Below are 26,942 nucleotides of genomic sequence, written 5' to 3' on the forward strand. Positions count from 1 at the left end.
GAGTCAATAATTTTACTGTTTTTATAAGTTGTTATTTAAAATAAGTTAAAAACTTGCAACATACCTACAAGTATGTATATATTTGCAGTGTCAATCAGATAAAAACTAAATTTAATTCAACCAGCTATTTATTTTTAATTACTTTTTAATTTTACACAATGGATACACGAACTGCAATTTTGGAAAAAAACTATGAAGCCATTTTAGAAAAAGGCTTTCAAGCAGTTCGTACAGATAAAGTGGTGGCTGATTTGGGCATTACAAAAGGAGCTTTTTATCATTATTTTCCTAATAAAAACACATTGGGTTATGCCGTTGTAGATGAAATTATTTATCCTCGTTTTGTAGGAGTTTGGGAAGAAAGTCATAAAAAATTGATGACTAATTCAGACCTAAATGCTATTGATTTGATTTGTCAGACACTAGAAAAAATTAAATCTTTTTCTACGCATGAGAATATTGCTTTGGGTTGTCCTTTGAATAATTTGATACAGGAAATGGCAACGATTAATGAAACTTTTAGAACAAAACTAGAAATCATTTTAGACAAACAACATTTTTTTATTCAAGCTATTTTAGAAAAAGGAATAGAAAAACAACAAATAAAATCAGAAGTAAATCCGAATGAATGGAGTTATTTTATAATAGCAGGATTAGAAGGAAGTTATACCATCGGAAAAGCTAAAAATAATCTTGAGGCTTTCGTAGGAAGTATAAAATCTTTACTTATGGCTTTGAAACAATTAAAAAAATTATAATAAATTTACTCAAACTTTGTCAGTAGTCTGTAATCAGACTCTGACAATAGTTAATAAATACAAATACTCAAAAAAAGCAAACTCTTGATTTGCTATTTTTTTATTCAACAAACATACATACAGGTATGTATAATAATTTATAACGTTCATTTTTGATAGAGTGGACACACATTTTTTAACTCTTAAATTCAATTTATTATGTACGTAATCACAGGTGCAACAGGAAACACAGGAAGCGAAGTAGTCGAAAGACTTTTAGCTGCAGGAAAAAAAGTAAAAGCAATCAGCAGAAGTGCAGAAAATCTACAAAAATTTGTAGATAAAGGCGCAATCGCAACAATAGGCGAATTAGAAGACACCAGTTTTTTGACAAAAACATTTGAAGGAGCAACAGCCATTTATGCCGTTATTCCTCCGAAATGGGATTTACAGGAAGATTGGAGAGGATTTATGCGTAGAATTGGAAATTCTATTGCAGAAGCTATCGAAAAATCAGGCGTAAAAAACGTTGTCGTTTTGAGTTCGAATGGAGCGCAATTAGAAGAAGGTGCAGGACCTGTTTCTGGTTTGCATGAATTTGAAGAGCGTTTGAAACAAATCGAAGGACTTAATATAATGGCTTTGCGTGCAGGCTATTTTATGCAAAATTTTTATGGTTTAGTTCCGATGATTGAAAACATGGGAATGTTTGGTTATTCATTGAAAGCTGATGTCAAAACTCCTATTGTTCATACCAAAGATATTGGAGAAGTGGCAGCAAAACATCTTTTAAACCTAAATTTTGAAGACTTTAATTATGTTTTTGTTTCGGGTGCAGAAGATTTGACAATGAATGAAGTAGCCGAAATTTTGGGTAAAGGAATTGGTAAACCAAACTTAAAATACATGCAGTTTTCAAGAGAAGATGCAATAAATGGAATGATACAAAACGGAATTCCTCAAACGATTGCAGAAGGATATGACGAGCTTTTTAATTCACTCAATGAAGGCAAGTATTTGAATAATTATGAAAGAACATCTGAAAGCACTACGCCTACAACCTTGAAATCATTTGCAGAAAATGAATTTGTACACGCTTTCAAACAAAAGCAAGAAGCGTAAATAACGAATCTTTATAAGTTCTGATACACACAAAATCCTAAAAGTCTTAATTTTTTATGACTTTTAGGATTTTGTAATTTATTCATTTCTCTAAATATTAGACTGACACAAAGAGAATATTTTGTAAATTTACCAAGTAAAGCTAATATAAATTTATAGCCTTCATACATCGCAATCCGTAATTGAAATAAAATGTCTTTCCACCAACAATCCGAACCCACAAAATATACTTCCGAAACACTCAAAAGTGAAGAAATGCTCTTTAATTTAGGACCTCAACATCCTTCTATGCATGGGGTTTTGCGTTTGGAAGTGATTACAGATGGGGAAATTGTACGTGAAGTTGTTCCTCACATTGGATATTTGCATCGCTGTTTCGAAAAGCACGCTGAAAGTATGAATTATGCTCAAGTTATTCCATATATCGATAGAATGGATTATGTGGCTTCTATGAATTCGGAACATATTTATGCGTTAGGAGTAGAGAAAATGCTAGGAGTGACAGACAAAATACCAAAACGAGTAGAATATATCCGTGTTTTGGTGGCAGAACTCAACCGAATTGCTTCTCATTTTATTGCCATCGGAACCTATGCCGTTGATGTGGGAGCAACTACGCCTTTTTTGTGGCTGATGAAAGAACGAGAGTATATTTTACGTCTTTTGGAATGGATAAGTGGCGCACGACTTTTATACAATTACATTTGGATTGGTGGCTTGTATTACGATTTGCCTTTAGATTTTGAAGAAAAATGTAGTGAATATTTAAACCATCTTAAACCAAAATTAGATGACTTAGAAAACTTACTGATTAATAATAGAATTTTTGTTTCAAGAACAGCAAATGTTGGTATTTTACCAATGCAAACGGCTATAAATTACGGAGTTACAGGTGCAATGCTTCGTGCTTCTGGTTTGAAGTGGGATTTGAGGAAGGTAGATAAGTATTCAACTTACGATGAAGTAGATTTTGACATTCCGATTGGAGAGGGAAAAATGGGAACGATTGGCGACTGTTGGGATAGAAATTTTGTTCGTTTTCAAGAGTGTAAAGAATCATCAAAAATTATAGAACAATGTCTTGAAAAACTAACAAAAGAACATAAAAGAACACGAGATTTTGACCCTCAAGCATTAGTTCCAAAGCGTATAAAACCACCTCAAACTGATTTTTACTTTAGAGGAGAAAGTCCAAAAGGCGAACTAGGCTTTTTCTTTAGACAAAACCCAAAACACAAAAAAGGCGATATTCCCTTTCGCTTGAAAGTGCGTGCGCCTTCATTTTGTAACCTTTCAGTTTTGCCTTATTTGGCTAAAAATACACTACTTTCTGATTTGATTGCTATCGTTGGTTCGTTGGATATTAATTTGGGAGAAGTGGATAGATAGTTTTGATATAAATTTATTTATAAAAAATATCATAATTCCTTAATTTAATCTTTATTAATTGCTTCTCATAAGTATTGTATATTGTTGTAAATAGAAATTTTTGTAGTTTTGAATAAACTCAAACAGAAAATAATTAAAACATTCTATTCTTAATTTATGCGACACGAACCTATTAAAAGTAAACTTTTTGAAAAAAATCGTAAGAAGTTTACAAAAGATTTATTACCAAATTCGATTGCCATTTTTAATTCAAATGATATTATGCCGACAAGTGCAGACGGTACATTGCCATTTGTTCAGCATTCGGATATTTATTATTTGACAGGAATTGCACAAGAAGAAACGATTTTGGTTCTTTTTCCAGATTCCAACGATGAAAAATACAGAGAAGTTCTTTTTGTTAAAGAAACAAACGACCACATTAAGGTTTGGGAAGGCGAAAAGCTCACTAAAGAAGCAGCTACCAAACAATCAGGAATAAAAACGGTATTTTGGATAGATCAATTTTGGTCTGTTTTGCAGCAATTTTTGATTTTTCCTGCTCAAAATGTGTATCTTACTACCAACGAACACACCAGACATGGCGTAGAAACACAAACTCGTGATGACCGTTTCCGTAAAGAAATGCAGCATCGTTTTCCATTACATAATTACCAAAGAAGCGCACCAATTTTACATAAAATTCGTGCTATCAAAGAAAAAACTGAAGTTGAACTCATGCGCCATGCGTGTGGAATTACTGAAAAAGGTTTCCGTCGTTTGCTTTCTTTTGTGAAGCCTAATGTAATGGAATATGAAATTGAAGCCGAGCTTTTGCATGAATTTGTAAGAAATCGCTCTACTGGTTTTGCTTATGAGCCAATTATTGCATCAGGAGAAAATTCTTGTGTTTTGCATTACGTTCAAAATGATAATATCTGTAAAAAAGGAGATATTATTTTGCTAGATATTGGAGCAGAATATGCAGGTTATGCGTCGGATATGTCAAGAACAATTCCTGTAAGTGGAAAATATTCGAAACGACAAAAAGAGGTTTATAATGCTGTTTTGCGTGTTCAGCGTGATGCCATGAAACTTCTAAATCCTTCAAATACACTTAATGAATATCATAAAGAAGTAGGGCGTTTGATGGAAAAAGAATTGATTGGATTAGGACTTTTAGACAAAAAAGAAGTCAAAAACCAAGATGCAGCAAATCCGTTATATAAAAAATATTTTATGCACGGAACGACACACCATATAGGAATCAATGTTCATGATTATGGTGCTTTTGATAGAAAAATAGAAGAAGGAATGGTCTTTACCGTCGAACCAGGGATTTATATTCCAGAAGAAAAAATCGGTATTCGTTTGGAAAATGATATTGTCATTACAAAAAATGGTTATGATGATTTGATGGGAAATATTCCTATTGAAGTGGAGGAAATTGAAGATTTGATGAACTCTAAATAAATGACTTAACTGGTTCAAGCGTTCAAGTAATATTGAGGCTTGAACCAGTTTAAAAATAAAAAAAACTTATGAAAAAAATAATCTTTCAATTTAGCTTTATACTTGCCTTTCTATTTTTGGGTACAAGTCTTTTTGCTCAAAATTTTCTTTATAAAAGAGAAATAAAAGGCATTAAAAACAGCAAACAAACTGAATGGTATAAACTAGAACTTCCTGTTGAGGTTGTAGAAAAAACGAATACAGATTTTTCAGATATTCGAATTTTTGGTGTGTCTGAATCCGATACATTAGAAACTCCTTTTTTGACTAGAAAAATAATACAAACATCTGAAAATAAACAGATTGACTTCAAAATTATTAATTCTTCTAAAAAAGATAATGCTTATTTTTTTACTTTAGAAAAGGAAGAAAGCGCAGAAGAAGCAATAAATTTGATAAAATTAGATTTTGAGAATACTAATTTTGAGTGGCTTGTAAAGTTAGAAGGTAGCCAAGATCAAAATGAATGGTTTGAGATTTTGAATAATTATCGTCTTGTTTCTATTCAAAATGATTTTACAGACTATAATTTTACAAAACTTATTTTCCCAAATGCTAAATATAAGTATTATAGGTTAGAGGTCATAGATAAAGAGATTTATAGAAACCAATATCCAATTAAATTGCAATTCCCTAAACTAAATTCTGCAAGTGTATTTTTACAGAAAACAACAGCAGGAAATTTTGAAGATTTAGAAGTTATTTCTCAAAATATAGAAGTTGATAAAGAGCGAAAGCAAACTATCATTGATATAAAATTAGCTCATTCTGTTCCTATTGATTTTCTTTCTTTGGAAGTAAAAAATGATTTTGATTATTATAGAAATATTCAGTTTAAGTATTTGTTAGATAGTACAATAACAGAAAAAGGTGTGATTTATAATTTTGTAACTCTTCACACAAGTACACTTTCTTCATTGGAAAAGCAAAATAATATTTCTGAATTTTTTATTAACTCAAGCTCAAATTCTAATACAAAATCTAGTCATTATCAAATTGTCATCGATAATCAAGATAATCAACCTTTGGACATTGGAAAAGTAGAAATAAAAAGTTATGTAAATCAGCTTTTTACGAGAGTTGCACCAGTAGAAAACAGAGATAAGAATGTAAATTATTTTTTGATGTATGGAAATCAAAATTCGTCAAAACCTAATTATGATATTGTTCGTTTCGAAAATACAATTCCTACTGATGTAATTTCATTAGAATTAGAAGCAGAACAAAAAATTCCACAAAAAGAAGTAGAAAAAGTAACACCACTTTTTGAAAACTCCCTTTGGTTGTGGCTTTTGATGGGAACAATTATTTTAGTTTTGACAGTCTTTACTTTCAAAATGATGAAAAAACAGTAACTAATCCTCAACGACGGCAAAGCCTCGTTGACGGTTGAAAATCAAATTATGGAAAAAACATTAAATAAAGTCGCTAGTTCATCAGTCATTACGTTTGATTTGGAGGATTTATATCCAAAAGGCGAACGAATTACGTATGACTTAAAGATAAATCTTTTTCAAGAACTGATTTTAAAAGAAAAAGATTTTAGAGAATTTGTAAAAAAACACGATTGGAGTCAGTATGAAGGCAAATTTGTAAATGTTATTTGTTCAGTTGATGCGATTGTTCCGATGTGGGCTTTTATGGTTGTGGTTTCGAATATTCAACCTTTTGCTAAAAAAGTGATTATAGGAACAAGCGAAGAACTAGAAAGTGAGCTTTACAGAGATATTTTTAATTCTTTTGACTGGCAACAGTTTGAAGGCGCAAAAGTTGTTATCAAAGGCTGTAGCAAAATTCAGATTCCGAATTATGTTTATGGAGAAGTTACTCGCAGGCTTGCACCGATTGCAAAACTGATTATGTTTGGGGAGGCTTGTAGTAGTGTTCCAGTTTATAAAAAACCTCGTTCTTAAATACAGACCCTAAGGGTTTTGAAAACCCTTAAGGTCTAAAATATTTTTTTATTTATTCAATTTATTTTTTATTATGACACATTTCAAAGGAAAAGTAGTTTATCAAGATTTAGAAGGTGGTTTTTGGGGAATTGTTGCTGATGATGGTACAGAATACAAACCTGAAAATCTAGCATCGGAATTTCAAAAAGAAGGTTTGAAAGTAGAAGTAAAAGCTGAAGAATCGATGGGATTCGGAATTTTTATGTGGGGAACAGGTATCAATATTAAGGAATGTAAAAAGATATAGTTTCTAAAAGCAAAAAAACGCTATTTCAAAAAGAGATAGCGTTTTTTTGGGTTAAAAAAATCTTGATTGATAATGGCAATCCATTTACATTCTCTCAGGCATTTCTATTCCCAAAAGTTTTCCTGCGTGTTTTAATGTTTTGGCAGTTGCATCAGAAAGTGCAACACGTAATGATTTTTTAGATTCATTTTCTTCTCCAAGAATAAAAAGTTCAGCGTAGAGCTTACTATACTGTTTTGCCAAATCGTACATATAATTTGCAATCGAAGAAGGTGCATAATTTTGAGCAGCTTCATTCAAATAAGAAGGATAGTCAGCCAGCAAACGGATTAATTCTTCTTCCATATTTTCTAATTCTGTTACATCTTTAAAAGAATCAGATGTGTACGAAATATTCGTTTCGTTTGCCTTTCGTAAAATAGCCGAACTTTTAGCGTGTGTGAATTGCAAATAAACACCACTATTTCCTTGAAAATCAATAGAATCAGCAGGATTAAAAAGCATTTTCTTTTTTGGTTCTACTCTCAAAAGATAATATTTCAATGCTCCTAAAGCCAACATTTTATATAAATTTTCAGCCTCTTCTTCTGTAAAATCATCAATTTTTCCTACTTCTTGCGTTCTTTCTCTCGCCATTGCTACCATATCAGCTACAAGTTCGTCAGCATCAACAACAGTTCCTTCTCTTGATTTCATTTTTCCAGAAGGTAATTCTACCATTCCGTAAGAAAGATGATACATTCCATCGGCATAACTTCTACCAAGTTTTTGCATAATCAATTTCAAGACTTTCATGTGATAATCTTGTTCGTTTCCGATTACATAAACTGATTTTTGCATTGGAAAATCACTAAATTTCAAATCTGCTGTTCCGATGTCTTGCGTCATATAAACAGAAGTTCCATCGCCACGCAAAACTAATTTTTCATCTAAGCCATCTTCTGTCAAATCTATCCAAACCGAGCCATCTTCTTTTTTGAAGAAAATTCCTTTTTTCAATCCTTCTTCTATCGTACCTTTTCCAGATAAATAGGTATTTGATTCGTAATAAAATTTATCAAATGCTACTCCGATACTTTTATAGGTTTCATCAAACCCTTCATAGACCCAGCCATTCATTTTTTTCCAAAGGTCGGTAGTTTCTTTGTCGCCTTGTTCCCATTTCAAAAGCATTTGTTGTGCTTCTTTCAAACTAGGAGCTTCTTTTTCGGCTTGTTCTTGTGTTCTTCCTGTTTCTACTAATTCTTTTACTTCGGCTTTGAATAAATCATTGAATTTTACATAATAATCTCCAACCAACTTATCGCCTTTTACGCCCAAATCTTTTGGCGTTTTGCCTTCTCCATGTTTTTGGTAGGCAAGCATTGATTTACAAATATGAATTCCTCTGTCATTTACCAAATTTACCTTCATTACTTCGCTACCATTAGCAGCCATAATTTCAGAAACCGAATAACCCAAAAAATTATTACGAAGGTGTCCTAAATGCAAAGGTTTGTTGGTGTTTGGCGACGAATATTCTACCATTACTTTTTCGTCTTTTTTCTTTATATTTTCCCAAACAGGTTTATCATTGAGATTAACAAGCGTTTTGACCCAAACAGACTGCTCCAAAACAAGATTTAAAAATCCTTTTACGACATTAAAATCTTTTATGATAGCTACATTTTCTTTCAAAAATTCTCCCAAAATAGTAGCCGTTTCGTCTGGTCGCTTCCCTGTAACCTTTCCATAAGGAAAAGTAACAAATGTATAACTCCCCTCAAATTCTTTGCGAGTTTGTTGGAAATCAATTTTTTCTAAAGGTAAAGTATGATTGAAAAGCGTTTGAAAGGCGTTTTGAATTTCTTTTTGGAGTTGTTGAAGTATCATAACTGTAAATAAAAGTTGTTTTTTGTCTTTACTTTTTTGTATTTATTTGGCTAGTTTTAAATTAATTTACAAAGTTGCACAATTTGCAGCAAAAAAGCGAAGGTTAAATTGTATTTTGTGCATTCCTAGTAAAGACAAAATTTTATCTTTTCAAGTTCCTCAAAATCGTAAAAAATACTTATTTATATACATAATTATAGGATTATTCTAAACAATTCGGAATAAAATTTGTATTATAGGGTACTTAATGTTAATTTAATGTTACATTGAATTGAATTAACTGTGAATGTATTTATTTTAAACTTTGAATCGTATGAAAACTAAATTATTAAACTATGCTATAATCAATAAATATCCTTTACTTTGTTTTATTGCAGGTGTTGCCTCAGTTGGTGTAGGGATGCAACAAAATCTAATGAAAAAAGAAATCATGCTAATGGCTGCTGTCTTTGGTAGTCTGATGTTACTTACTATAGCAGGAATTTATTTTACTCGTTATGTGGTTGTGAAAAATATAATAGAAGCCCTAGCAGAGAAGCAAATTCAGGCAACTGTAATGGATGCAAATCTTATTTCATTTTCTTATAAAGAAGATAATTACAAAATGAACCTGTATGCAAGCAGAGGAACAACATTTGTGTTTTTTTACAAAAATGAAAAGCTAGTTGCTAATAAAGCAATTAGCCATTCAAAAGAAAACTTATCAAGAATGATTGCTTTATTGGATTCAGATAAGCCACTATCAAGAAAGAAATATAAAGTCAAAATAAAAAGTAAGTGGCTTTAGAATATTTAAAACCCTAAGGAGTTTCGAAGCTCTTTAGGGTTTTGTATTCTTTAATTAAGGAAGAAAAATAACTTGATTAGGTGCTGCACCTGTTGCAAAGGTATTTTGAAGATTGCCATTTTTATCATACTGCAATACTTCATTTCCTTCTAAAGCCTGGAAATTAGCAGTTCCTACCCAAATATCTCCGTTTTTAGGATTTATACTCAATCCATACGCACCATTCAAAATGATAGGAGTAGTTGCTTGAGCAGTTGCTGTAATTGGTAATTCATAGATTCCACTACTAAAGTTATAATATAAAATATCTTTGCTTGGATTAAGAGTTAATTTTCCTCCAACATTTTCGCTTCCTGCATTCAATGGAATTGTAGTTTCGGTAGCATTAGTTTCTGTATTTATTTTATATAAATTTCCTGTTGGAGAAGTATAAGTAGTAAACTCCGTTTCTCTAGCTGTAATCCAAAGTTTTCCATTTTTATCTAAAACCATTTGATTTGGACTATTTGGAGCAAAATCAAGCGTAGTTTCTAATGTATTAGTAGATGTATTATAAACAGAAACAGAAGTTCTAAAACTATTAGCTATAAAAACTTTATTTGTTTTATTATCAAAAATAATATTTTCAGCACCCGAACCAGCTTCTATTGTAGTTATGATTTGTTCTGTTTTGGTATCTAAAACCAAAATTTTTGGAGAAATATCATCAAAATTTCCCCACGTACTGATATAGGCTTTATCATTTCCGATACTTGCCATATAACGAGGATTTGCAAAATCTCCTGTAATTGTTGTGATTTTCTCAAAAGTTCCACGATGAACCACTTCGATTTTGTTGCTATTACTGACCATTAAATAAGCTTCTTCTCCCAAAATAGAAATAGATTGAAGATTATCTCCCAAAATTTCTTCTGTTACTGTCTGAAAAACTTCTTGTGTAACAGCATTATTTTTGGAAATATGGGTAACAGAAGAGTTATTCATTCCAAAAACACCTTCATTAACTACTAAATAACCTTGTGCATATTCTCCTTCAAGAATATTTTCATCATCCTTATTACAAGAAGAAAATAAAGATGTAGAAATAAGAACATACAAAAACAGAGTCCAAAAATTAGGACGTAAATTAGAATTACGAATAGACATAAAAAAATAAAAAGAATAAAATAAAATAATGACCCCAGTTTTTTCCCGAACTGAAAGTACAATAATAGAAAAGGCAGGTCTCCTGACTGATTTGAAAAATTGCTGACCTTCCCACCTTGAAATAAAGTTAGAACTTAGAAGTATAACCTGCTAAAGCAAAGCTAATTTAGAAGTAAATACAAATTCATATATAGGCAGTGGCATGTAGAGTGCAATTATTTTTTAGAATTGAATAATCATTTGCTAAAAAACCAAATTCACAGTTGCGGGTACAGTTACGGAATAAATCAAAAAAATGACGACCGTATTCCCTTTTCAGTGTTTTTATATAAAAAACACCACCTTTCAAGCAGCAAAGGTAGTGTTTTTTGTGGAATGATTTAGAATTATTTTTCTATGAAATGATGTATTTTTTTTTGTATAAAACTTTACTTAGAAGTTGTTTAACTATTTATTTCTCCATAGAATTGGGTTTGCAAACCCAATTCTGGAGAAAATACAGCTTTTGTTGGTGTTTTAGCGTAGCGACACCAACAAAAACGCCAAACCTATTCTTAAATAACTTCTTATTTTATTTTTTAACTCTCTATATTCAGAGATAAGGCTAGTTTTTTGTGATGTTATGATTTTAATTTTGTTTTTTTGTAAAAGAATAAAGCTATTTTATATTTTACTATTTTATCATACTACATATTCTCTTTCAAACAGCATGAAAATAAAGATTATTGATAGAAAGAACTATACAATTTCCATTGACCAAATTAAAAATCGGGTCTATTTTCAAATGCACCGACAGGTATGGAGTTCAGAAGATATGGAATTGTTTTTTTTGGATTGGAAAGAAATTATTGCACAAATGCAGGTCAATTTTACTATTTTATCAGATATTCGTAATTTACAAATTCAATCTCCTAAGCTAGATAAATTACATGAAGATGTTCAGAAATATGTAGCTAATAATGGACTTTTAAAGGTGGCTAGAGTTGTATCAAATAATGATATTGTAAATTTGCAATTTGGACGAATTGTAGAACGTTCTTTTATGCCACATAATACATTTTATACGTTTGAAGAGGCAGAAGAATATTTAGATAAAATAGTAAAAGAATTCCAAGAAAGTAATATAAAAAAGTAAAAAAATATGCAAACTAATTTAGAAAATTCTATTCCAAAAGATATTCAAGTTTATATTGAAGAGTGCTTGAAGAAAGTAGAGATAGAAAAAAATATCAAAATCTTATATGCTTGTGAGAGTGGAAGTCGTGCTTGGGGTTTTGGTTCGCCTGATAGTGATTATGATGTTCGTTTTTTGTTTGCTCATAAAAAAGAGAAGTATTTATCAGTAAATACCCCTTTAGATTCTATTGATAAATTTTATGATAATGATGTTGATTTGTCTGCTTGGGATATAAAAAAAGCATTAGGGCTTTTGGTAAAATCAAATGCTACGCCTTTCGAATGGCTGCAATCTCCTATTTTGTATAGACAAAATGCAGAAACTGAAAAGTTTAGAAACCAGCTTTGGGAGCTTTCAAAAGAATATTTTTCTGCCAAAACACTCATTTTTCATTATCTTGGAATAGCAAAAGGAATGCTCTCAAAAATAGAAAATAATCAAATTTCTATTAAAAAATACTTTTATATTTTAAGACCTGTTTTGGCAGCTTATTATATCAAGACGAGAAATGAAGCTGCACCAATGGAGTTTAAGTTTTTAGTAGAGAATCTAAATAACAATTCACACAAAGAAGTAAAAAAAGCTATTGAAAATCTTTGGAAACAAAAAATGATAGCAAAAGAAGGAGATAAAATACAAATACCTGCCTTTATTCATTCTTTTATAGAAACTCAAATTTCAGAATGTGGAGTTTATGCAAGTAATTTAAAAAGAGAAGAAAAGGATGTTGAACCGTTGAGTGAGTTTTTTAGGAGTTTGTTTTGAAATTAGGGTTTTTACTTAAAAATACTTGTTAATTCTATTTCAAAACCTTCAACTGCAAAAGACTTGTAAAAGTCCTGTTTTGGTTAGTTTTTGATATAATTTATAAACCTGTTCTTTATTATTTTTTTCATCATCATTTTCTGAATTACAACTGGTTCAAGCGTCGACGCTTGAACCAGTTGTAACTAAAACTGAAAATAAATAAAAGGTTGAACTCCCTCTGATTGTGTCTGTAAAATAATCTGAATAACAACTAAATAACAAATAGCTTTTGCCCAAAAAGGAAGCGAAGCAAAGTAGTTTCCTAAATTATTATAAGATATTTTTGAGCTAAAATGTAGAAATAATCCAACAAGCAGCATCACAATAAATAAAGGACGAGTTTCCCAAAAAGGAAGTGCATAATCAAACTCTGTTGCTGTTAGGATTTTATGAATAGAAAACCATGCTTTTTCAAAACTCTCTGCTCTAAAAAATACCCATAAAAAAGCCACAAAATGAAAAGTAAGAAGCCAACCTAAACTATTTTTTATTAAACTAGATAAATTACTGGAAGTAGAATGAATAGTTTTTTTCAAAAAGCCTATTTTCTCACTTTCTATTTTTGTATGAACAGTATTTTTTTCTGAATTGTTTTTTCTAAATTCTAAAATAAAAGTAAGGTAGATTTTGTGTGCTACAAGACCAATACCGTGCATTCCTCCCCAAAAAACAAATTTCCAATCTGCTCCATGCCAAAAACCTCCAATGAGCATAGTCGCCATAAGAGCCAAATACATTCTCAAAATTCCGTGTCTGTTTCCACCCAAGGGAATATAAATATAATCACGCAGCCATGTAGAAAGCGAAATGTGCCAACGCCTCCAAAACTCTGTAATCGAAGTAGCCAAATAAGGACGGTCAAAATTGAGACACAGCTCATAACCCATCAGCATTGCCAAGCCGATTGCCATATCTGAATAGCCCGAAAAATCACAATAAATCTGAATGGTATAGCCATACATTGCCAAAAGATGCTCAAAACCTGTATAACCATCTACATTAGAATAAATCAAATCTACATATTGTGCAATATAATCGGCTAAGACAGCTTTCTTAAAAAGTCCTTTTAAAATCCAAAAAAGTCCCCAGCCCAAAGTAACTGAATCAAACTCCAACTTTTGACGAATTTGTGGTAAAAAATCCTTTGCTCTTACAATTGGACCTGCTACAAGTTGAGGGAAAAAACTAAGGTAAAATGTAAAATCAAATACATTTCTACAGACAGGGATTTCTTTTTTATAGACATCAACTACATAACTAATGGCTTGAAAAGTAAAAAAAGAGATACCAATCGGAAGAAAAATTGATTCTAATTGAATGTTTTGAGAAGTAATTGTATTCCAATTATTGAGAAAGAAAAAAGTGTATTTGAAGTACAAAAGTAGCACTACATTTATCAAAATGCTTATCCAAAGCACAAGTTGCCTATTTCTTTTTAGTTGAAAGGAATCTATAAAAAAACCACTCAAATAATTAAAAATAGCTGAAAAAGCCAGTAAGAAAACAAAACCACCACTAGATTTGTAATAGAAAAAAAAACTAAAAATAATTACATATACAATTCTTAGTAAATCATTTTTATAGAGAAAAATATACCCTCCATAGAAGACGAGAAAAAGCACCAAAAAAATCCCACTATTAAAAAGTAGAGGTGAATTCTGGCTATAAACTAAAAATTGATTTAAAATGTGATTAATTAATCTTTCAAACTCTATCATACTGTATCTTTAAAACTATTGAATTTTATTTATTTTTTATAGTATTATTTTATGTGAAAAAGTTTTTAACACATTCAAAATTCGAATATGTATTACCTTTTCTTATTTTTATTGTAATTTAGACTTATTAAACTGTTTCACTTGTGCATCTGTCTGCTTTTCACAATGCAAAACTATACATTAAAATATATATTTCCATATTTATTCAAAACTTTGCCTATTCAATTAATTTTGAAGTGTAGTTTGAAGGGAGTTGCTGTATTTTGTTTTCTGCTTTTTTTGTCTTCTTGTACTGATAAAAAAGAACTTTCTATTGAAGCTGAAAAGGGAGTTATAGACCTTTCAGATAAAATAATTGAAACTGAAGATGTAATCGTACTCAAAGGAGAGTGGCAGTTTTTTTGGGATAAATGGATTTTACCTAAAAATATACAAGAACAAAAAGAGTTTCAGTATGTGCCTGTTCCCACAGCTTGGAATAACTACAAAGACCCCAAAACAGAAGAAAATTATCCATCAAAAGGAGCAGCTACTTATAGAATTCAAGTAAAATTACCCAAAAATCTACGTGAAAATGTAGCCATCAAAATTCCTAGAATATGGGCAGCTAATAAAGTCTTTATTAATGAGAAATTAGTGTATGAGGCAGGAAAAATGACAACAAATGCCAAAGAAGCAGATGATGTTTTTTTAGCAGACTTAGTTAAATTAGAGCGAGAGGTTATCCAAAACCGTTCTGATTTAGATATTGTTGTTCAGGTAGCTAATCCAGATTTTTTTATTGGTGGAATACTTGAAAATTTTGAAATAGGAATATACAAAAACCTTCTACAAGCTAAGGAAGTAAAGCAAACATGGGCAGGAATTTGGCTCGGAATTTTATTTTTTATTGCTATTTATCATTTTGTGCTTTTTGTTTTTCGTCCCAAACAAAAATCTACGCTTTATTTTGGACTCTTGACTTTCTTTTTAGGAGTTATACATCTTGTTTTTGCCGAACATTATTTTTACGAATATTTACATTTGCATACTGCTTTTGATACAAGGTTTCAACCTAGAATGTATTATGGCTCTTATTTCTTGCTTTTTCCTACGGCTGTTTTGTATTTGCAATCTCTTTATCCTAAAGAAGCCAAACCTTTTATGTTTCCTGTCTCGGGTGGTTTGGCTGCTCTAAGCATGTTATTTTTGTTTTTACCAACTTATATTTTTCTTCGATTTATACAACCTCTGCAAGCTGTTCAGATGGTTATTGCCATTCTTTTTGGACTTACTATTTTAGGAACTGCCATTTATAAAAAACGTTCAGAAACTCTTTGGCAGAGTCTAGGAATTGCTTTTTGGTTGCTTACAGGCATACATGACGGACTAAATACAGTCGGAATTTCACTTACAGGTTATTTTGATTTAATTCAGTTTGGTTTTGGTGCTTTTATTTTATTACAAATGGGAATCTTAGCCAAGCGTTTTTCAAGAGCTTTTAATAGAGTAGAAGATTTGACTGTTAATTTGGAACGCAAAGTAAATGAAAGAACCATTGAGGTAAATGAAAGAAATGCAGAGTTGCAACAGCAGAGTGAAGTTTTGGAAGAAAAAAATCAACACATTACAGATTCGATTCGTTATGCTGCACGTATTCAAAAATCTATTTTGGGAGATAAAAATCTATTGGGAGATTTGTTTTATGATAGTTTTGTTTTATTTAAGCCTCGTGATATTGTCAGTGGAGATTTTTATTGGTTTTCACAGGTAATTATTGATAAAAAAATGCACTCTATTGTTGTTTGTGCAGATTGTACAGGACATGGCGTACCAGGGGCATTTATGACAGTGATGGGAAATGATTTATTGACTGAAATTGTAATCAACAAAAAAATAACTGCGCCAAATGAAATTCTTAAACTTCTTGATGAAAAAATAGAAGCTACTTTTAGAAACCAAAATACAAGAGATGGAATGGATGTAGCAATCATAAACTATTGTCATTCTAGTAGAACATTGAAGTTTGCAGGAGCAAAAAATCCATTGTATTTGGTAGAACATGGAACAATAAAAGAAATAAAAGGCTCAAAACACGCCATAGGAGGAGGAAAATCAAAATACAAAAAGCGAAAAGAAAAAGAATTTGAAGCTGCTACTTTTATTCTCCCCCAAAAAACAACACTTTATATGGCAAGTGATGGTTATCAAGACCAATTTGGGAGTCCAGAAGACGCAGACAAGGCAGTTAGAAAATTTATGAAAAAACGTTTTAGAGAACTCTTGTTAGAAATTAGTAAACTACCCATTGCAGAACAAGAAGCCACACTAGATAAAATCTTAGAAGATTGGAAACAAATGGAAAAACAAACAGATGATATTTTGGTAATGGGGATTTATATCGATTAAAAAAATTATAAAAATTATAATCTATTTCTTTAAAAAGCGTACTTTTGTTTAACAAAATCACTGAAATAAACAGGAACAGCTACACAAGATGAAAATAAATATAGCAAAAAATAAGTATTATCATATAGAAATAGATAAGACAAAAAACAGAGCTTACTTCTCTATTCTTGCTGTTTGGAATGGAATTGAGAATTTTTCCACTTTTTTTGAAGAATGGAAACAAGCTATTACAGAGCTAAAAAATAATTTTACTATTCTTGCTGATTTGAGAATGATGCCTATTTTATCTAAAGAGATAGAGAATTTATTTTCTCAAACACACAATTATTTTGTAGAGAATGGACTTTTTCAAGTAGCTGAGGTAGCAGCATTAAATGATATTTCTAACTTACAAATTGACCGTTTAGAAAATAAAAATCAAATTCCTAAAAATACATTTCCAACCATAGAACAGGCAGAAGAATATCTCAATCAACAAGTAAAGAATATAGAAAATTAATAATCTAATAAATCAAGGTTGTAACGTTTAATTATTTTCTTCAAAAGTTCTCCATAAATAGGAGATGTTGCATAACCTACACCACCATATTTTGTAGAGCCAATTTTGTCAGCCCAATCTTCATAATTTTTTCCTTTTGTAAATAAAGGTGAGTAGCGTTTGCTTTCATTTAGAAAAATAGAATGCGCTCTAAATGATTCCCAAGGCGATTGATAATCAGCAAAGCTATCTTTTATAAGACATTTATAAAGCGTTTTTCCACCTTTTTGTATAATTTTCGAACTGACTACTTTGCTTTTATTTGCTTTATATTCTGCAGCTGTGTAATATTCTGTGGTAGTAATAGCTTTTGTTTTTCCTCTTTTATCTTTGATGCCAAAATAATTATTATTTACAATGCGTTGTCCATAAGCAGTTTCCAAAGCAGATTGAGCTAGTTTTATCGAAGCAGGAACGTGATATTTTGCTTGTTCCATAAGAGCTGTTTCAAATTTTTTGAGATCTTTTGTGCCTGTGAAATATGCCATTACATGAGCCTCTACTTTGGTTTGGTTCAAAACAATAGTTATGAATGCTTCACTTAGTTTTTGATTCAAGACAATCATTTTTTTATCGCTAAGTTGGTCTAAACGAGAAACTTGATTTGCTATAAGAGCTTCACTAATAAGAGTGTGTTTTATTTTCAAAAAATTCTTTCGTTTGTCTTCTGTTTCAGTTTTTGAAAGCGAATTACTTTTTGATAAATGTCTATATCCATAATCTACTACATCATTATATTCTACATCATCGGCATTTATGTCCTCTTTATCTGCATCCTCATTCTCTGTTTGTTTATTTAGTCCTTCTCCTTCTAAATATTCTTTGGTAGCATTGTCCGTAGTCGTGTTTGTTTGAGCTAGTTGTTGGTTATCTTTTTCAGACATTAAAATTGAAACTTGCAAAATAGCAACAATACTAAAAATACCAATCAAGGCAAATATTAATCGGTTATTTAATTGAATTGTAAAAGTAATTACAGATTTGTCTTTTTTGAAAGGAACAGGGATTTGAAAAGATTTAGCGTATAAAGGGCGAGTAACCCATTTTTTAAAAGGAGTTGGTAACATTTATATAATTATTTTAAGCTATTGGTTGAGGAGTTATTTTTGATTTTAAAGGAGTTAAGCTGTTGAAATATAACTATCTAACCACCTAAAGCATATTTTTTGTTTCGAAATTAGATATTATTAAGCTGTAAATTTAACGAAAAGAAGTCAGTTTTTCGTTGCATAAGAAAATAGAGCAAAAGCCTACTCAATGAATTTACTTTTTAACTATCAGCTATTTTTTAACAAAAAAAGTTCTTTCTGTCTTTTTAATCATTATTTTTTTCTAAAAAAAATCCGTATTTTTCATATTCTTGCCAAACTAAATAACTACAAATCCAAATCTATGCTAATTTTAAAAAAATTACTACTACAAATTCAATCACAAAACAGGATAAGAAAACCAATCAGTTTGTTGGTTTTTCTACTATTTATGATGGTTTCTTTTGTAAGTCAAGCACAAAGACATTTTAATGATGAGAAAAACTTTGTACAAGATATGCGCCAAGTCATTGAAAGAAAATCTCAACCTAATACACTAGAAATTGCTGATGGAGTGGCTGCACTTTGGAGTAGTGGAATGTCAGATGAACAAAAAAGTTTGTTATTCAAAGTGGCAAAAAATATGTATAAGTTAAATTATCCTACCAATCCAACATCAGAGGATTTTTATGCATGTATTGTTTATGGAAAGAAAAACGGAAGACTTACTGATGAGCTTCTTACTTCATTTTTACAAGTAGCTGACACAACTGTTTTAGAGGCTTCTGTTGGTGTTGCTACCAATTTTTATAGAATGACACGTCTTTATCTGACAGAAAATAAATTATACAAATACCGAGAGACAAGTGGAGTAATTGTAGAAGGAAACAATAATTTTTCTTTTGGATATGGAAGAGAAGCTGCCGTTGCGACAGATGCTGTAGAACTGCCAGCAGATATAACAGAAATTATAGAAAGCCAAACAGGCACAGATACTGAAGAAGAAGAGAAAAAAGAAACAGCCGAAGATTTAGGCTGGGGTGAAACAGAAACTACAAACGACAATGGAGGTTGGGACAATACAGGTTGGGATACACCAGAAGAAAATACAGGCTTTGTAGAAGCAGATACCGATGTGTGGGGAAGTGCCGACGAATGGGGAAGTGGAGGAGATTGGGGAAGCGAAGAAGAAACAAGTACAGATAAAAAAGATAAAAAAGTAGTCTATGATCCCATTGTGAAGCCTAATCCAACAAGTAGTTTTGTAAATGACCCTGCTGAAAAACTTCCATTAGCAGGACCTTATATGAATTTGGATAAAATTACCTTGACTATCCAAACACCAAATGATACTGTACAAATAAAAAATACAACAGGACAAGTAGTATTTGCAAAAGCTGCTTTTACAGGAGAAGGAGGGCGTTTTGATTGGGGAGTTTTGCCTGATGTGTATGGTGAGTTTAGCAAATTTAGTATTACTGTAAAAAAGCCTGAGATTAAAGCCGAAGAATTCAAATTACATTATGCCAGTTATACAGATTCTGTCGTGGTGGGGCAGTTTGACTACTTTGCTTCTCGTACCAATAACAAAGAAAATCCATTATATCCACGCTTTACATCCTATAAAAACAATATAGAAGTAAAAGGGTTTTTGAAAGATATTATTTATGAAGGAGGCTTTTCTTTGATAGGAAAAAAAATAATATCTAGGTCGTTGGGAGGAGGCGCATCTTCTATTCGATTAGAAAAAGAAGGGAAAGTACGTTTTAGATCTACCTCAAGGCAAGATTATGTTTTTAGTGAACATGCTGTTACGAATCGTCTTTCTCAATTAATTATTTATACTACTGAAAAAGATTCTTTAGCACATCAAGGCGTAAAACTTCGTTATGATGATGAAAGTGAGCAACTTTTGGCACGCAGAGATAAAAAAATGTTTAAATATGCTCCTTTTATGGATTCATACCATGATGTGAGTATTTCGGCTGATTATGTAAACTGGGATTTGAAGTCGGATACAATGAATATATACAGTTTGGCTGGTCGTGGTGCTGTTATGGCTGCTTATGAGGCTGCTAGTAGAAATGAATCAATGAGAGATTCTATTCTCAAACAGATTGATTTTGTTACTGTTACTTCAAATGCTTATTTTAATGAATATGAATTAAGAGCTGTACAAGGAATGTATCCTTTCAATCCTTTGGTAATGGCTTGGGCGTATGTTACACAAAGAAAACCATTTGGACTTTCTTTCATGAGTGCAGATTTGGCTAATCATTTCAAACAAAAGGCTGTACACGTCAAAAGTTCTATGCGTGAAATGGCAGGAGCAGGTTTTGTGGAGTATGATGAGGCAGCCGACTGGGTTACACTTACTCAAAAAGGAGTGCTTTATGCACGAGCAAACTTACCAACAAATAACAGACTTCGTTCTGATTATGACCAAATTAGACTTTCTTCATTAGGTACAAATAGTGATAATCTTACCTATTATTTCGAAAATAACGAATTAAAAGTAAGAGGTGTAGAAGAGGTAATGTATAGTAATGCAAAAGTAGATTCAGTAAATTATTACGCTGTAAAAGCAAAACCTGTTGATAAACAAGTCATAATAACAGAAAATCGAAACATGACTATCAACGGACAAGTAGCTGCAAAAAACTTTATCTTTAATGGAGAAGGGTTCAAGTTTGATTATAAAGATTTCAAATTTGATATGGAAAAAATTGATTCTATGCAGTTTTTTGTAGATGGAGATACGATGCCAAATAGTTTTAAGGATGTATCAGGAACATTTTCAATTAATCTTCCTTACAATAAAGCAGGTGTTTATGATAAGGGTAGGTTTAAAGATTCTCAAAGATATCCACTTTTTAATACTACTTCTGGTGGAACAGTTCGTTTTGGTGGAAATGAAGTAATGGCAGGAGCATATAGTGATTCGACAGTTCGTTTTGATGTAGATAACTTTACATTAGATAGTTTGGCAAAAAGAAAACCAGAAGATTTGCGCTTTGGAGGAACATTTAATACTCCTATTTTTGATAAATTTAAAGAACCTATTCGTGTAATGCCTGACAAATCACTCGGTTTTACACACGATGTCAATGACCCTCAACATGCTGATGGAATGTCTCTTTATGGTGGAAAAGGTAAACTACTTACAGGTAGAGTTGTCGTCAGTAATAGTGGTATTCGTGCAGGTAGCGAACGTTATATTCAAGATATTGAAGAGAATCCTAAGAAAAATGCCAAGACCCAAGAAACAAAAGAGGAGGTCGTGATTGATAATGAACCAGCAAAAATGACTTATCTAGCAGCCGAGTTAAATTCAAATGACTTTATATTCTTTGTTGATTCTGTTACTTCAAAAGGAGAATATGCTGCTGATTTGGCTACCTCTCAAGGTAAAATTAATGCTGTTACGATTGGTGAGGCGATGTTTCCACAGGTAGAGCTTGAAAATTACCGAATGAAGTGGCTTCCCAAACAAGATAGTATGATGCTTACCACAACAGATACTCCTTTCCGAATGTATAAAGGAGAAGGAGGAACACTAAAAGAGGCAAATTATACAGGAACATTAGCCCTTACTCCATTAGGTTTGAAAGGCTATGGAAAAGTAGAAACTCAAGATGCAATCATTGAATCCAAATTATTTGCCTTCGAAACTACTCGTGTATTCGGACGTAAATCAGATTTTCAAATTAAGTCTTTAGGTGGAACTCTTCCTCCTGCTGTGGCTGCAAATAATGTAAAATTTGAGTATGATATTTTGGCATCTCCTCGTACTGCTACTATTACCTCCGAAGTTTTGGGTGAGCCTGTTTTTGATTTTCCTAGTTTGCAATACAAAACTTCACTTGCAACAGGTTATTGGAATGCAGATGCTCAAACGGTAGCTTTTCGTTTAGATGAAACAGGGGATATTAGCAAACAGTATTTTGTTTCTACTGCTCCAGAGCAAGATAGTTTGAATTTTAGAGCTGCGTTTGCAAATTATCATATTCCTAGTGGAAATTTGACTATCGGTGGAGTTCCTTATATCTTAGTTGTTGATACTGAAATTTATCCAAGAGAAGGAAATGTTACGATTCGTAAAAATGCTAAAATGGATAAATTAGAAGATGCAGAGTTGGTAATTAATTATATTAATAAATACCACAAACTGACAGAGGGAAATGTAGATATTATTTCTAGAAATGAATATCAAGGCGAAGCAGTCTTAAATTATGATAACGGAACAGACAAAATTCAGTATTTACGACTAAATAATTATGGTAAACAACTTATTACAGAAGAAGATTTGCCTGATAGTTTGCGTAAAACATCTGTCGCTGAAAAACTCATTGGTACAGAAGGAACTGTTTCAATTACGACCATTGAAGAAAAAGACGATGTTATTGATGATACAGATTTTATCTATTCAGAAGGTAAACAGTTTAGAGGAGAGGTAACCCTAAAGGCATGGCTTTCAGAATTAGAATTTAATGGACAAGCTAGACTTGTAATTGATGGCGTTCCTCAAACAGGTTGGTTTCCATTGGTAAGTGCTGCGTATGTAGATAAGAATTCTAAACAAGCAAAGAAAATTGCAGCAGCAGGGTCATCAGAACTTATCAAAGACCAAAAAATTGGAGGACAACCAGCCTTTACAGGAATTTATCTAGGTGAAGATGGTTTATTTGTTCCTGTTATGCAAGAAGATATTCCTAAATCAGAACCTATATTATTAGGAGAAGGGCAAGTAAAAGTAAAACCCGAAGAAAAATCAATCTTGATTATTTCTGAGGAAAGAGCTGCTACTTCCGAAATTGCAGATGGAAATTCTTTTAAAGCTAGTAAAACATTAGGAACAGCCGAATTTGATGGTAAGTTTATGATGTTTAAAAATAGCCAAAGAGCGCAAGTAGATGTATCAGGAGTAGGAAAAGCAAATTTCCAAAACAAACAATATACTGTTGATGCAATGGTAAGCATCAATATAGAGTCAAAAGGAGATGCATTTTCATTTATGCAAGATGACTTAAACTCATTTGTAGAAGAAAACCGAGAACGCTTAAAACTTGCACCAACTGTAAACAAATCAAAAAATACACTTCTCAAAATTGCAGGACAGGCAGGAGCAAAAGAAGCACAAAACTTTCAAAAACGATTTGCTCCAAATGACTATGGAATTGTAGATGTAATTAGTAAAACTATTGTACTCTCCGATGTAACAATGAATTGGTCACCTGATGAACAAACATTTTATAGTGTGGGTGATATTGGTTTGGCAGCTATCTTAAAAGAAGAAATTGATGTCAAAACAACAGGTTATCTTGAAATTCCACAGACAGGAAGTAGAGATGAGTTTACACTTTATTTTGAAATTGATCCTGACAAATGGTATTATTTCCAATTTGATGGACGTACGCTCAAAACACTTTCTTCTAATGAAGAATACAATACAATTATTACAGATCCAAAAGCAAAAGATAAATTTGATTTGGCAGATCAAGCAGATGTAGATGAATTTATGGCTCGTTTTAGAGGTATTTATCCGACTACTCCTTCAATTCCTGTGAAATAATTTTAACAACTAATTTCTTTTTTAGATAACCCAAAAGCTCATTTATTTACATTATTGTAAATGAATGAGCTTTTTCTATTGATAATTCATATCTCTAAGCCTAAAATTATATCCTTCATCGATTATTCTTTGAGTAAGTGATAGCGTGTTTTTATTACTACTATTGATTCGTATCGGAATTTGATTAGCAATAGATAAAGATTTTAATGAGTGAAAAAGAGAAACAGAATCATTAAATGTATTTTTAGGAATATTGAAAGTTATTCGTTCATTTGTTTTTTCTTCTTGGTATTCCACAACACAATACGTTAAGTTCGTTGTTGGAGTTTTTTCATAAAAAGTAATCTGTTTTATATACTTGGCTGATAAAATATACCGATTTATTCCATAAGAATCTGAAAAACAGATTGCTTTATTAGTGATATAAAATGTATTTCCTCTAAATAATTTAAAATCAGAATCTAATTGATTACCAAAATACCAATTATGAAGTATTTCAGCAATTTGTAAAATAAAAGTAAATAAAAAGGCAATAATTACGATAGGAGATTTATAAATAAAAAACAAACCGATTCCTATTATCCAAGATATAATCTTAACTGCTTTTACTATAGAGTGATGGAAAATTCCTTGAATCGAAGATAATTTGCTTTGTTTCCTAACCCATGGATTTCTTTTCACCTCCATAGGGAAATTTACTTCATTACCATCATCAGAGTTAAGAGCTTGATAGAACAAAACTGTTTCCTCAGCTTTCAAATTCATAACAGACGAAGAAGGAAATTTTTCTAATGTGTCAGACTGGTCGCAATGTTTGCCATCTAAATAAAGCCACGTATCGACTAAGAAAATAGAGTTACAGCTTGCACAAAAAACTACCTCATCAGTTGTTTGAATCAGATCTCCTGTAATTGGATCTTTTCTGTTTTGAGATAAAAACTCTTTGTGTTTATTGGTGTCTATTTTATGGATATACATACTGTGTTTTTTTATAATTATAAAATTAGTTTTCTGTTTCTCTATCATTTTTTACATTTCAATCTCAAAATAGTAACTATATTTTTTGGTAAAATTAATTCATCCTAAGTAACTGAGCAAAATAAAACATATCTAAAAAAGAATTAGAAACTGGAAATTTAAACTGTCAAGACACCTTTGAGGTGTCAGACAGATTTTGTTAACCTATAAATAATTTTGCCCAGTTACTTAATGACTATATTGAAGGAAAAAAATATTATCAACTAAAATATTATCAACTTGAATTTTTACAACTGTTTACTAATTCAATGAAAGAGCAAGAGTATTTCTATTTAGTTTAATTAATTCCTTCAAAAGCTAAAATCTATGTTTTTGAGGGAATTTTTGTGTAAAAATGGGTGTTGCAAAATGATTCTACAAAAACAAGTATTATTTTACGTTCAAAAATTTTACCTTTGTAAATTAAATAGAAATTAAACCAATCAAGATAATTATTTATTACTTTTTCTTATGGCAAAAGGACTTCCAACACGCAAAGAAGATTATTCAGCGTGGTACAACGAACTCGTAAAACAAGCAGATTTAGCAGAACATTCAGCCGTTCGTGGTTGTATGGTTATCAAACCTTATGGTTTTGCAATTTGGGAAAAAATGCAACGTGTTTTAGACGATAAATTTAAAGAAACAGGACATAGCAATGCTTATTTTCCTCTTTTTGTTCCCAAAAGTTTGTTTGAAGCCGAAGAAAAAAATGCTGAAGGTTTTGCCAAAGAATGTGCTATTGTTACGCATTACCGTCTAAAAAATGACCCAGATAAAAAAGGAAAATTGATGGTCGACCCAGATGCAAAACTAGAAGAAGAACTTATCGTTCGTCCGACAAGTGAAGCCGTTATTTGGAATACCTACAAAAATTGGATTCAATCGTATAGAGATTTACCACTTTTGATTAATCAATGGGCAAATGTGGTGCGTTGGGAAATGCGTACTCGTCTGTTTTTGCGTACTGCCGAATTTTTATGGCAAGAAGGACACACAGCACACGCTACTAAACAAGAAGCTATCGAAGAAACAGAACAAATGGTAAAAGTTTATGCTGATTTTGCAGAAGAACACATGGCTCTTCCTGTTATTCAAGGACTTAAAACAGAATCTGAACGTTTTGCTGGTGCAGAAGAAACGTATTGTATTGAGGCTCTTATGCAAGATGGAAAAGCACTTCAAGCAGGAACTTCTCACTTTTTGGGACAAAATTTTGCAAAGGCTTTTGATGTAAAATTTGCTGCAAAAGATAACAAATTAGATTACGTTTGGGGAACTTCTTGGGGCGTTTCTACTCGCCTTATGGGTGCGCTTATTATGGCTCATTCCGACGATGAAGGTTTGGTTTTGCCACCAAAACTCGCTCCTATTCAAGTGGTTATTGTTCCTATTTATAAAAAAGAAGATGATTTAAGCGAAATTAAAAGAGCCTTAATTCCTCTTATGCACGACCTAAAAGCTGCAAATATTTCTTTAAAACTAGACGATAGAGATTCTTTCCGTCCGGGATTTAAGTTTGCAGAATGGGAATTGAAAGGCGTTCCTGTTCGTTTGGCAATCGGAATGCGTGATGTGGAAAATGGAACAATAGAAGTGGCTCGTAGAGATACAAAAGAAAAAATGTCTTGGGAACTAGAAAATGTAGGCGAAAAGATAGAACAGCTTTTGAAAGATATTCAACAAAATATTTATGATAAAGCCTTAATGTTCCGAACTTCGAATACGACGTATGTAAAAACATGGGAAGAATTCGAAAAAGCTCTTGATGCTGGTGGTTTTGTAGCTGCACACTGGGACGGAACAGCCGAAACAGAAGAACAAATTAAAGACAAAACAAAAGCGACAATTCGTTGTATTCCTTTGAACAATCCACAAGAAGACGGTACATGTATTTTGACAGGAAAACCTTCAAAAGAACGTGTGTTGTTTGCTAGAGCTTATTAATAAC

At 31.7% G+C, this 26,942-nt stretch carries 19 protein-coding genes and 1 riboswitch; of the genes, 14 read left to right on the forward strand and 5 right to left on the reverse strand.

Annotation, left to right across the window (positions count from 1 at the left end):
• Nucleotides 1-158 precede the first annotated feature (158 nt).
• The 7 genes from ACE193_RS00190 (at nucleotide 159) to ACE193_RS00220 (ending at nucleotide 6,941) form a co-directional block, all read left to right on the forward strand.
• Nucleotides 159-758, forward strand: coding sequence for a TetR/AcrR family transcriptional regulator (locus ACE193_RS00190; RefSeq protein ID WP_375561004.1), 600 nt, complete (start codon nucleotides 159-161; stop codon nucleotides 756-758).
• A gap of 198 nt (nucleotides 759-956) precedes the next feature.
• Nucleotides 957-1,859 (forward strand): NmrA family NAD(P)-binding protein, encoded by a 903-nt coding sequence (locus ACE193_RS00195; protein ID WP_375561005.1) that lies wholly within the window; start codon nucleotides 957-959, stop codon nucleotides 1,857-1,859.
• A gap of 192 nt (nucleotides 1,860-2,051) precedes the next feature.
• The gene (locus ACE193_RS00200) at nucleotides 2,052-3,248 is read left to right on the forward strand and encodes an NADH-quinone oxidoreductase subunit D (RefSeq protein WP_375561006.1); all 1,197 of its coding nucleotides are present in this window, start codon (nucleotides 2,052-2,054) and stop codon (nucleotides 3,246-3,248) included.
• A gap of 156 nt (nucleotides 3,249-3,404) precedes the next feature.
• Entirely contained in the window at nucleotides 3,405-4,700 is a 1,296-nt protein-coding gene (locus ACE193_RS00205; RefSeq protein WP_375561007.1) for an aminopeptidase P N-terminal domain-containing protein, read from the forward strand.
• Between the two features lie 68 nt (nucleotides 4,701-4,768).
• Nucleotides 4,769-6,094, forward strand: a complete 1,326-nt coding sequence (locus ACE193_RS00210; protein ID WP_375561008.1) for a hypothetical protein — start codon at nucleotides 4,769-4,771, stop codon at nucleotides 6,092-6,094.
• A 48-nt stretch (nucleotides 6,095-6,142) separates the two neighbouring features.
• Nucleotides 6,143-6,652, forward strand: coding sequence for a DUF2480 family protein (locus ACE193_RS00215; protein WP_375561009.1), 510 nt, complete (start codon nucleotides 6,143-6,145; stop codon nucleotides 6,650-6,652).
• Between the two features lie 73 nt (nucleotides 6,653-6,725).
• Complete coding sequence (locus tag ACE193_RS00220) at nucleotides 6,726-6,941, forward strand: hypothetical protein (protein WP_375561010.1); 216 nt, start codon at nucleotides 6,726-6,728, stop codon at nucleotides 6,939-6,941.
• A gap of 84 nt (nucleotides 6,942-7,025) precedes the next feature.
• Here the strand turns inward: ACE193_RS00220 and argS are convergent, their stop codons facing one another.
• Nucleotides 7,026-8,813, reverse strand: a complete 1,788-nt coding sequence (gene argS, locus ACE193_RS00225; protein ID WP_375561011.1) for an arginine--tRNA ligase — start codon at nucleotides 8,811-8,813, stop codon at nucleotides 7,026-7,028.
• A gap of 313 nt (nucleotides 8,814-9,126) precedes the next feature.
• On the opposite strand from argS, the gene ACE193_RS00230 reads away from it, so the two are divergent.
• A complete protein-coding gene (locus ACE193_RS00230; RefSeq protein ID WP_375561012.1) occupies nucleotides 9,127-9,600 on the forward strand; it encodes a hypothetical protein in 474 nt (157 codons plus the stop codon).
• Nucleotides 9,601-9,654: 54 nt separating this feature from the next.
• On the opposite strand, the gene ACE193_RS00235 is transcribed toward ACE193_RS00230, so the two are convergent.
• Nucleotides 9,655-10,746, reverse strand: coding sequence for a YncE family protein (locus tag ACE193_RS00235; protein WP_375561013.1), 1,092 nt, complete (start codon nucleotides 10,744-10,746; stop codon nucleotides 9,655-9,657).
• Between the two features lie 54 nt (nucleotides 10,747-10,800).
• A riboswitch (cobalamin riboswitch) is annotated at nucleotides 10,801-11,107 on the reverse strand.
• Nucleotides 11,108-11,455: 348 nt separating this feature from the next.
• Here ACE193_RS00235 and ACE193_RS00240 point away from each other — a divergent pair.
• Both ACE193_RS00240 and ACE193_RS00245 read left to right on the forward strand, forming a co-directional pair.
• Complete coding sequence (locus ACE193_RS00240) at nucleotides 11,456-11,881, forward strand: hypothetical protein (protein ID WP_375561014.1); 426 nt, start codon at nucleotides 11,456-11,458, stop codon at nucleotides 11,879-11,881.
• Between the two features lie 6 nt (nucleotides 11,882-11,887).
• On the forward strand, nucleotides 11,888-12,688 hold the full coding sequence (locus tag ACE193_RS00245; RefSeq protein WP_375561015.1) for a DNA polymerase beta superfamily protein: 801 nt from the start codon (nucleotides 11,888-11,890) through the stop codon (nucleotides 12,686-12,688).
• A 185-nt stretch (nucleotides 12,689-12,873) separates the two neighbouring features.
• On the opposite strand, the gene ACE193_RS00250 is transcribed toward ACE193_RS00245, so the two are convergent.
• On the reverse strand, nucleotides 12,874-14,352 hold the full coding sequence (locus ACE193_RS00250) for an MBOAT family O-acyltransferase (protein WP_375561016.1): 1,479 nt from the start codon (nucleotides 14,350-14,352) through the stop codon (nucleotides 12,874-12,876).
• A 309-nt stretch (nucleotides 14,353-14,661) separates the two neighbouring features.
• Here ACE193_RS00250 and ACE193_RS00255 point away from each other — a divergent pair, with 309 nt between their 5' ends.
• Nucleotides 14,662-16,836 carry a 7TM diverse intracellular signaling domain-containing protein gene (locus ACE193_RS00255; RefSeq protein ID WP_375561017.1) on the forward strand — a complete coding sequence of 725 codons (2,175 nt, stop codon included), beginning with the start codon at nucleotides 14,662-14,664 and terminating at the stop codon, nucleotides 16,834-16,836.
• An 88-nt stretch (nucleotides 16,837-16,924) separates the two neighbouring features.
• Nucleotides 16,925-17,335 (forward strand): hypothetical protein, encoded by a 411-nt coding sequence (locus ACE193_RS00260; RefSeq protein WP_375561018.1) that lies wholly within the window; start codon nucleotides 16,925-16,927, stop codon nucleotides 17,333-17,335.
• Here the strand turns inward: ACE193_RS00260 and ACE193_RS00265 are convergent.
• Nucleotides 17,332-18,441, reverse strand: coding sequence for a glycoside hydrolase family 73 protein (locus ACE193_RS00265; protein WP_375561019.1), 1,110 nt, complete (start codon nucleotides 18,439-18,441; stop codon nucleotides 17,332-17,334). The genes ACE193_RS00260 and ACE193_RS00265 overlap by 4 nt on opposite strands.
• Before the next feature lie 325 nt (nucleotides 18,442-18,766).
• Between ACE193_RS00265 and ACE193_RS00270 the strand changes: the two genes are divergently transcribed.
• A complete protein-coding gene (locus ACE193_RS00270; RefSeq protein WP_375561020.1) occupies nucleotides 18,767-23,974 on the forward strand; it encodes a hypothetical protein in 5,208 nt (1,735 codons plus the stop codon).
• Between the two features lie 75 nt (nucleotides 23,975-24,049).
• Here the strand turns inward: ACE193_RS00270 and ACE193_RS00275 are convergent, their stop codons facing one another.
• Nucleotides 24,050-24,952, reverse strand: coding sequence for a hypothetical protein (locus ACE193_RS00275; protein ID WP_375561021.1), 903 nt, complete (start codon nucleotides 24,950-24,952; stop codon nucleotides 24,050-24,052).
• A 510-nt stretch (nucleotides 24,953-25,462) separates the two neighbouring features.
• On the opposite strand from ACE193_RS00275, the gene proS reads away from it, so the two are divergent.
• Nucleotides 25,463-26,938: a proline--tRNA ligase gene (proS, locus tag ACE193_RS00280; RefSeq protein WP_375561022.1), complete on the forward strand. Its 1,476-nt coding sequence runs from the start codon at nucleotides 25,463-25,465 to the stop codon at nucleotides 26,936-26,938.
• The last annotated feature ends 4 nt before the right edge of the window (nucleotides 26,939-26,942 follow it).

The sequence above is a fragment of the Bernardetia aquimarina genome (assembly GCF_042180575.1).
GTDB lineage: Bacteria > Bacteroidota > Bacteroidia > Cytophagales > Bernardetiaceae > Bernardetia.

Bases quoted from the DNA above. Each gene is read 5' to 3' on its own strand.
- ACE193_RS00275 (WP_375561021.1), bottom strand. From the start codon at position 24,952: ATGTATATCCATAAAATAGACACCAATAAACACAAAGAGTTTTTATCT.
- proS (WP_375561022.1), top strand. From the start codon at position 25,463: ATGGCAAAAGGACTTCCAACACGCAAAGAAGATTATTCAGCGTGGTAC.
- ACE193_RS00190 (WP_375561004.1), top strand. From the start codon at position 159: ATGGATACACGAACTGCAATTTTGGAAAAAAACTATGAAGCCATTTTA.
- ACE193_RS00215 (WP_375561009.1), top strand. From the start codon at position 6,143: ATGGAAAAAACATTAAATAAAGTCGCTAGTTCATCAGTCATTACGTTT.
- ACE193_RS00200 (WP_375561006.1), top strand. From the start codon at position 2,052: ATGTCTTTCCACCAACAATCCGAACCCACAAAATATACTTCCGAAACA.
- argS (WP_375561011.1), bottom strand. From the start codon at position 8,813: ATGATACTTCAACAACTCCAAAAAGAAATTCAAAACGCCTTTCAAACG.
- ACE193_RS00220 (WP_375561010.1), top strand. From the start codon at position 6,726: ATGACACATTTCAAAGGAAAAGTAGTTTATCAAGATTTAGAAGGTGGT.
- ACE193_RS00210 (WP_375561008.1), top strand. From the start codon at position 4,769: ATGAAAAAAATAATCTTTCAATTTAGCTTTATACTTGCCTTTCTATTT.
- ACE193_RS00265 (WP_375561019.1), bottom strand. From the start codon at position 18,441: ATGTTACCAACTCCTTTTAAAAAATGGGTTACTCGCCCTTTATACGCT.
- ACE193_RS00245 (WP_375561015.1), top strand. From the start codon at position 11,888: ATGCAAACTAATTTAGAAAATTCTATTCCAAAAGATATTCAAGTTTAT.
- ACE193_RS00235 (WP_375561013.1), bottom strand. From the start codon at position 10,746: ATGTCTATTCGTAATTCTAATTTACGTCCTAATTTTTGGACTCTGTTT.
- ACE193_RS00195 (WP_375561005.1), top strand. From the start codon at position 957: ATGTACGTAATCACAGGTGCAACAGGAAACACAGGAAGCGAAGTAGTC.
- ACE193_RS00230 (WP_375561012.1), top strand. From the start codon at position 9,127: ATGAAAACTAAATTATTAAACTATGCTATAATCAATAAATATCCTTTA.
- ACE193_RS00270 (WP_375561020.1), top strand. From the start codon at position 18,767: ATGCTAATTTTAAAAAAATTACTACTACAAATTCAATCACAAAACAGG.
- ACE193_RS00240 (WP_375561014.1), top strand. From the start codon at position 11,456: ATGAAAATAAAGATTATTGATAGAAAGAACTATACAATTTCCATTGAC.
- ACE193_RS00205 (WP_375561007.1), top strand. From the start codon at position 3,405: ATGCGACACGAACCTATTAAAAGTAAACTTTTTGAAAAAAATCGTAAG.
- ACE193_RS00260 (WP_375561018.1), top strand. From the start codon at position 16,925: ATGAAAATAAATATAGCAAAAAATAAGTATTATCATATAGAAATAGAT.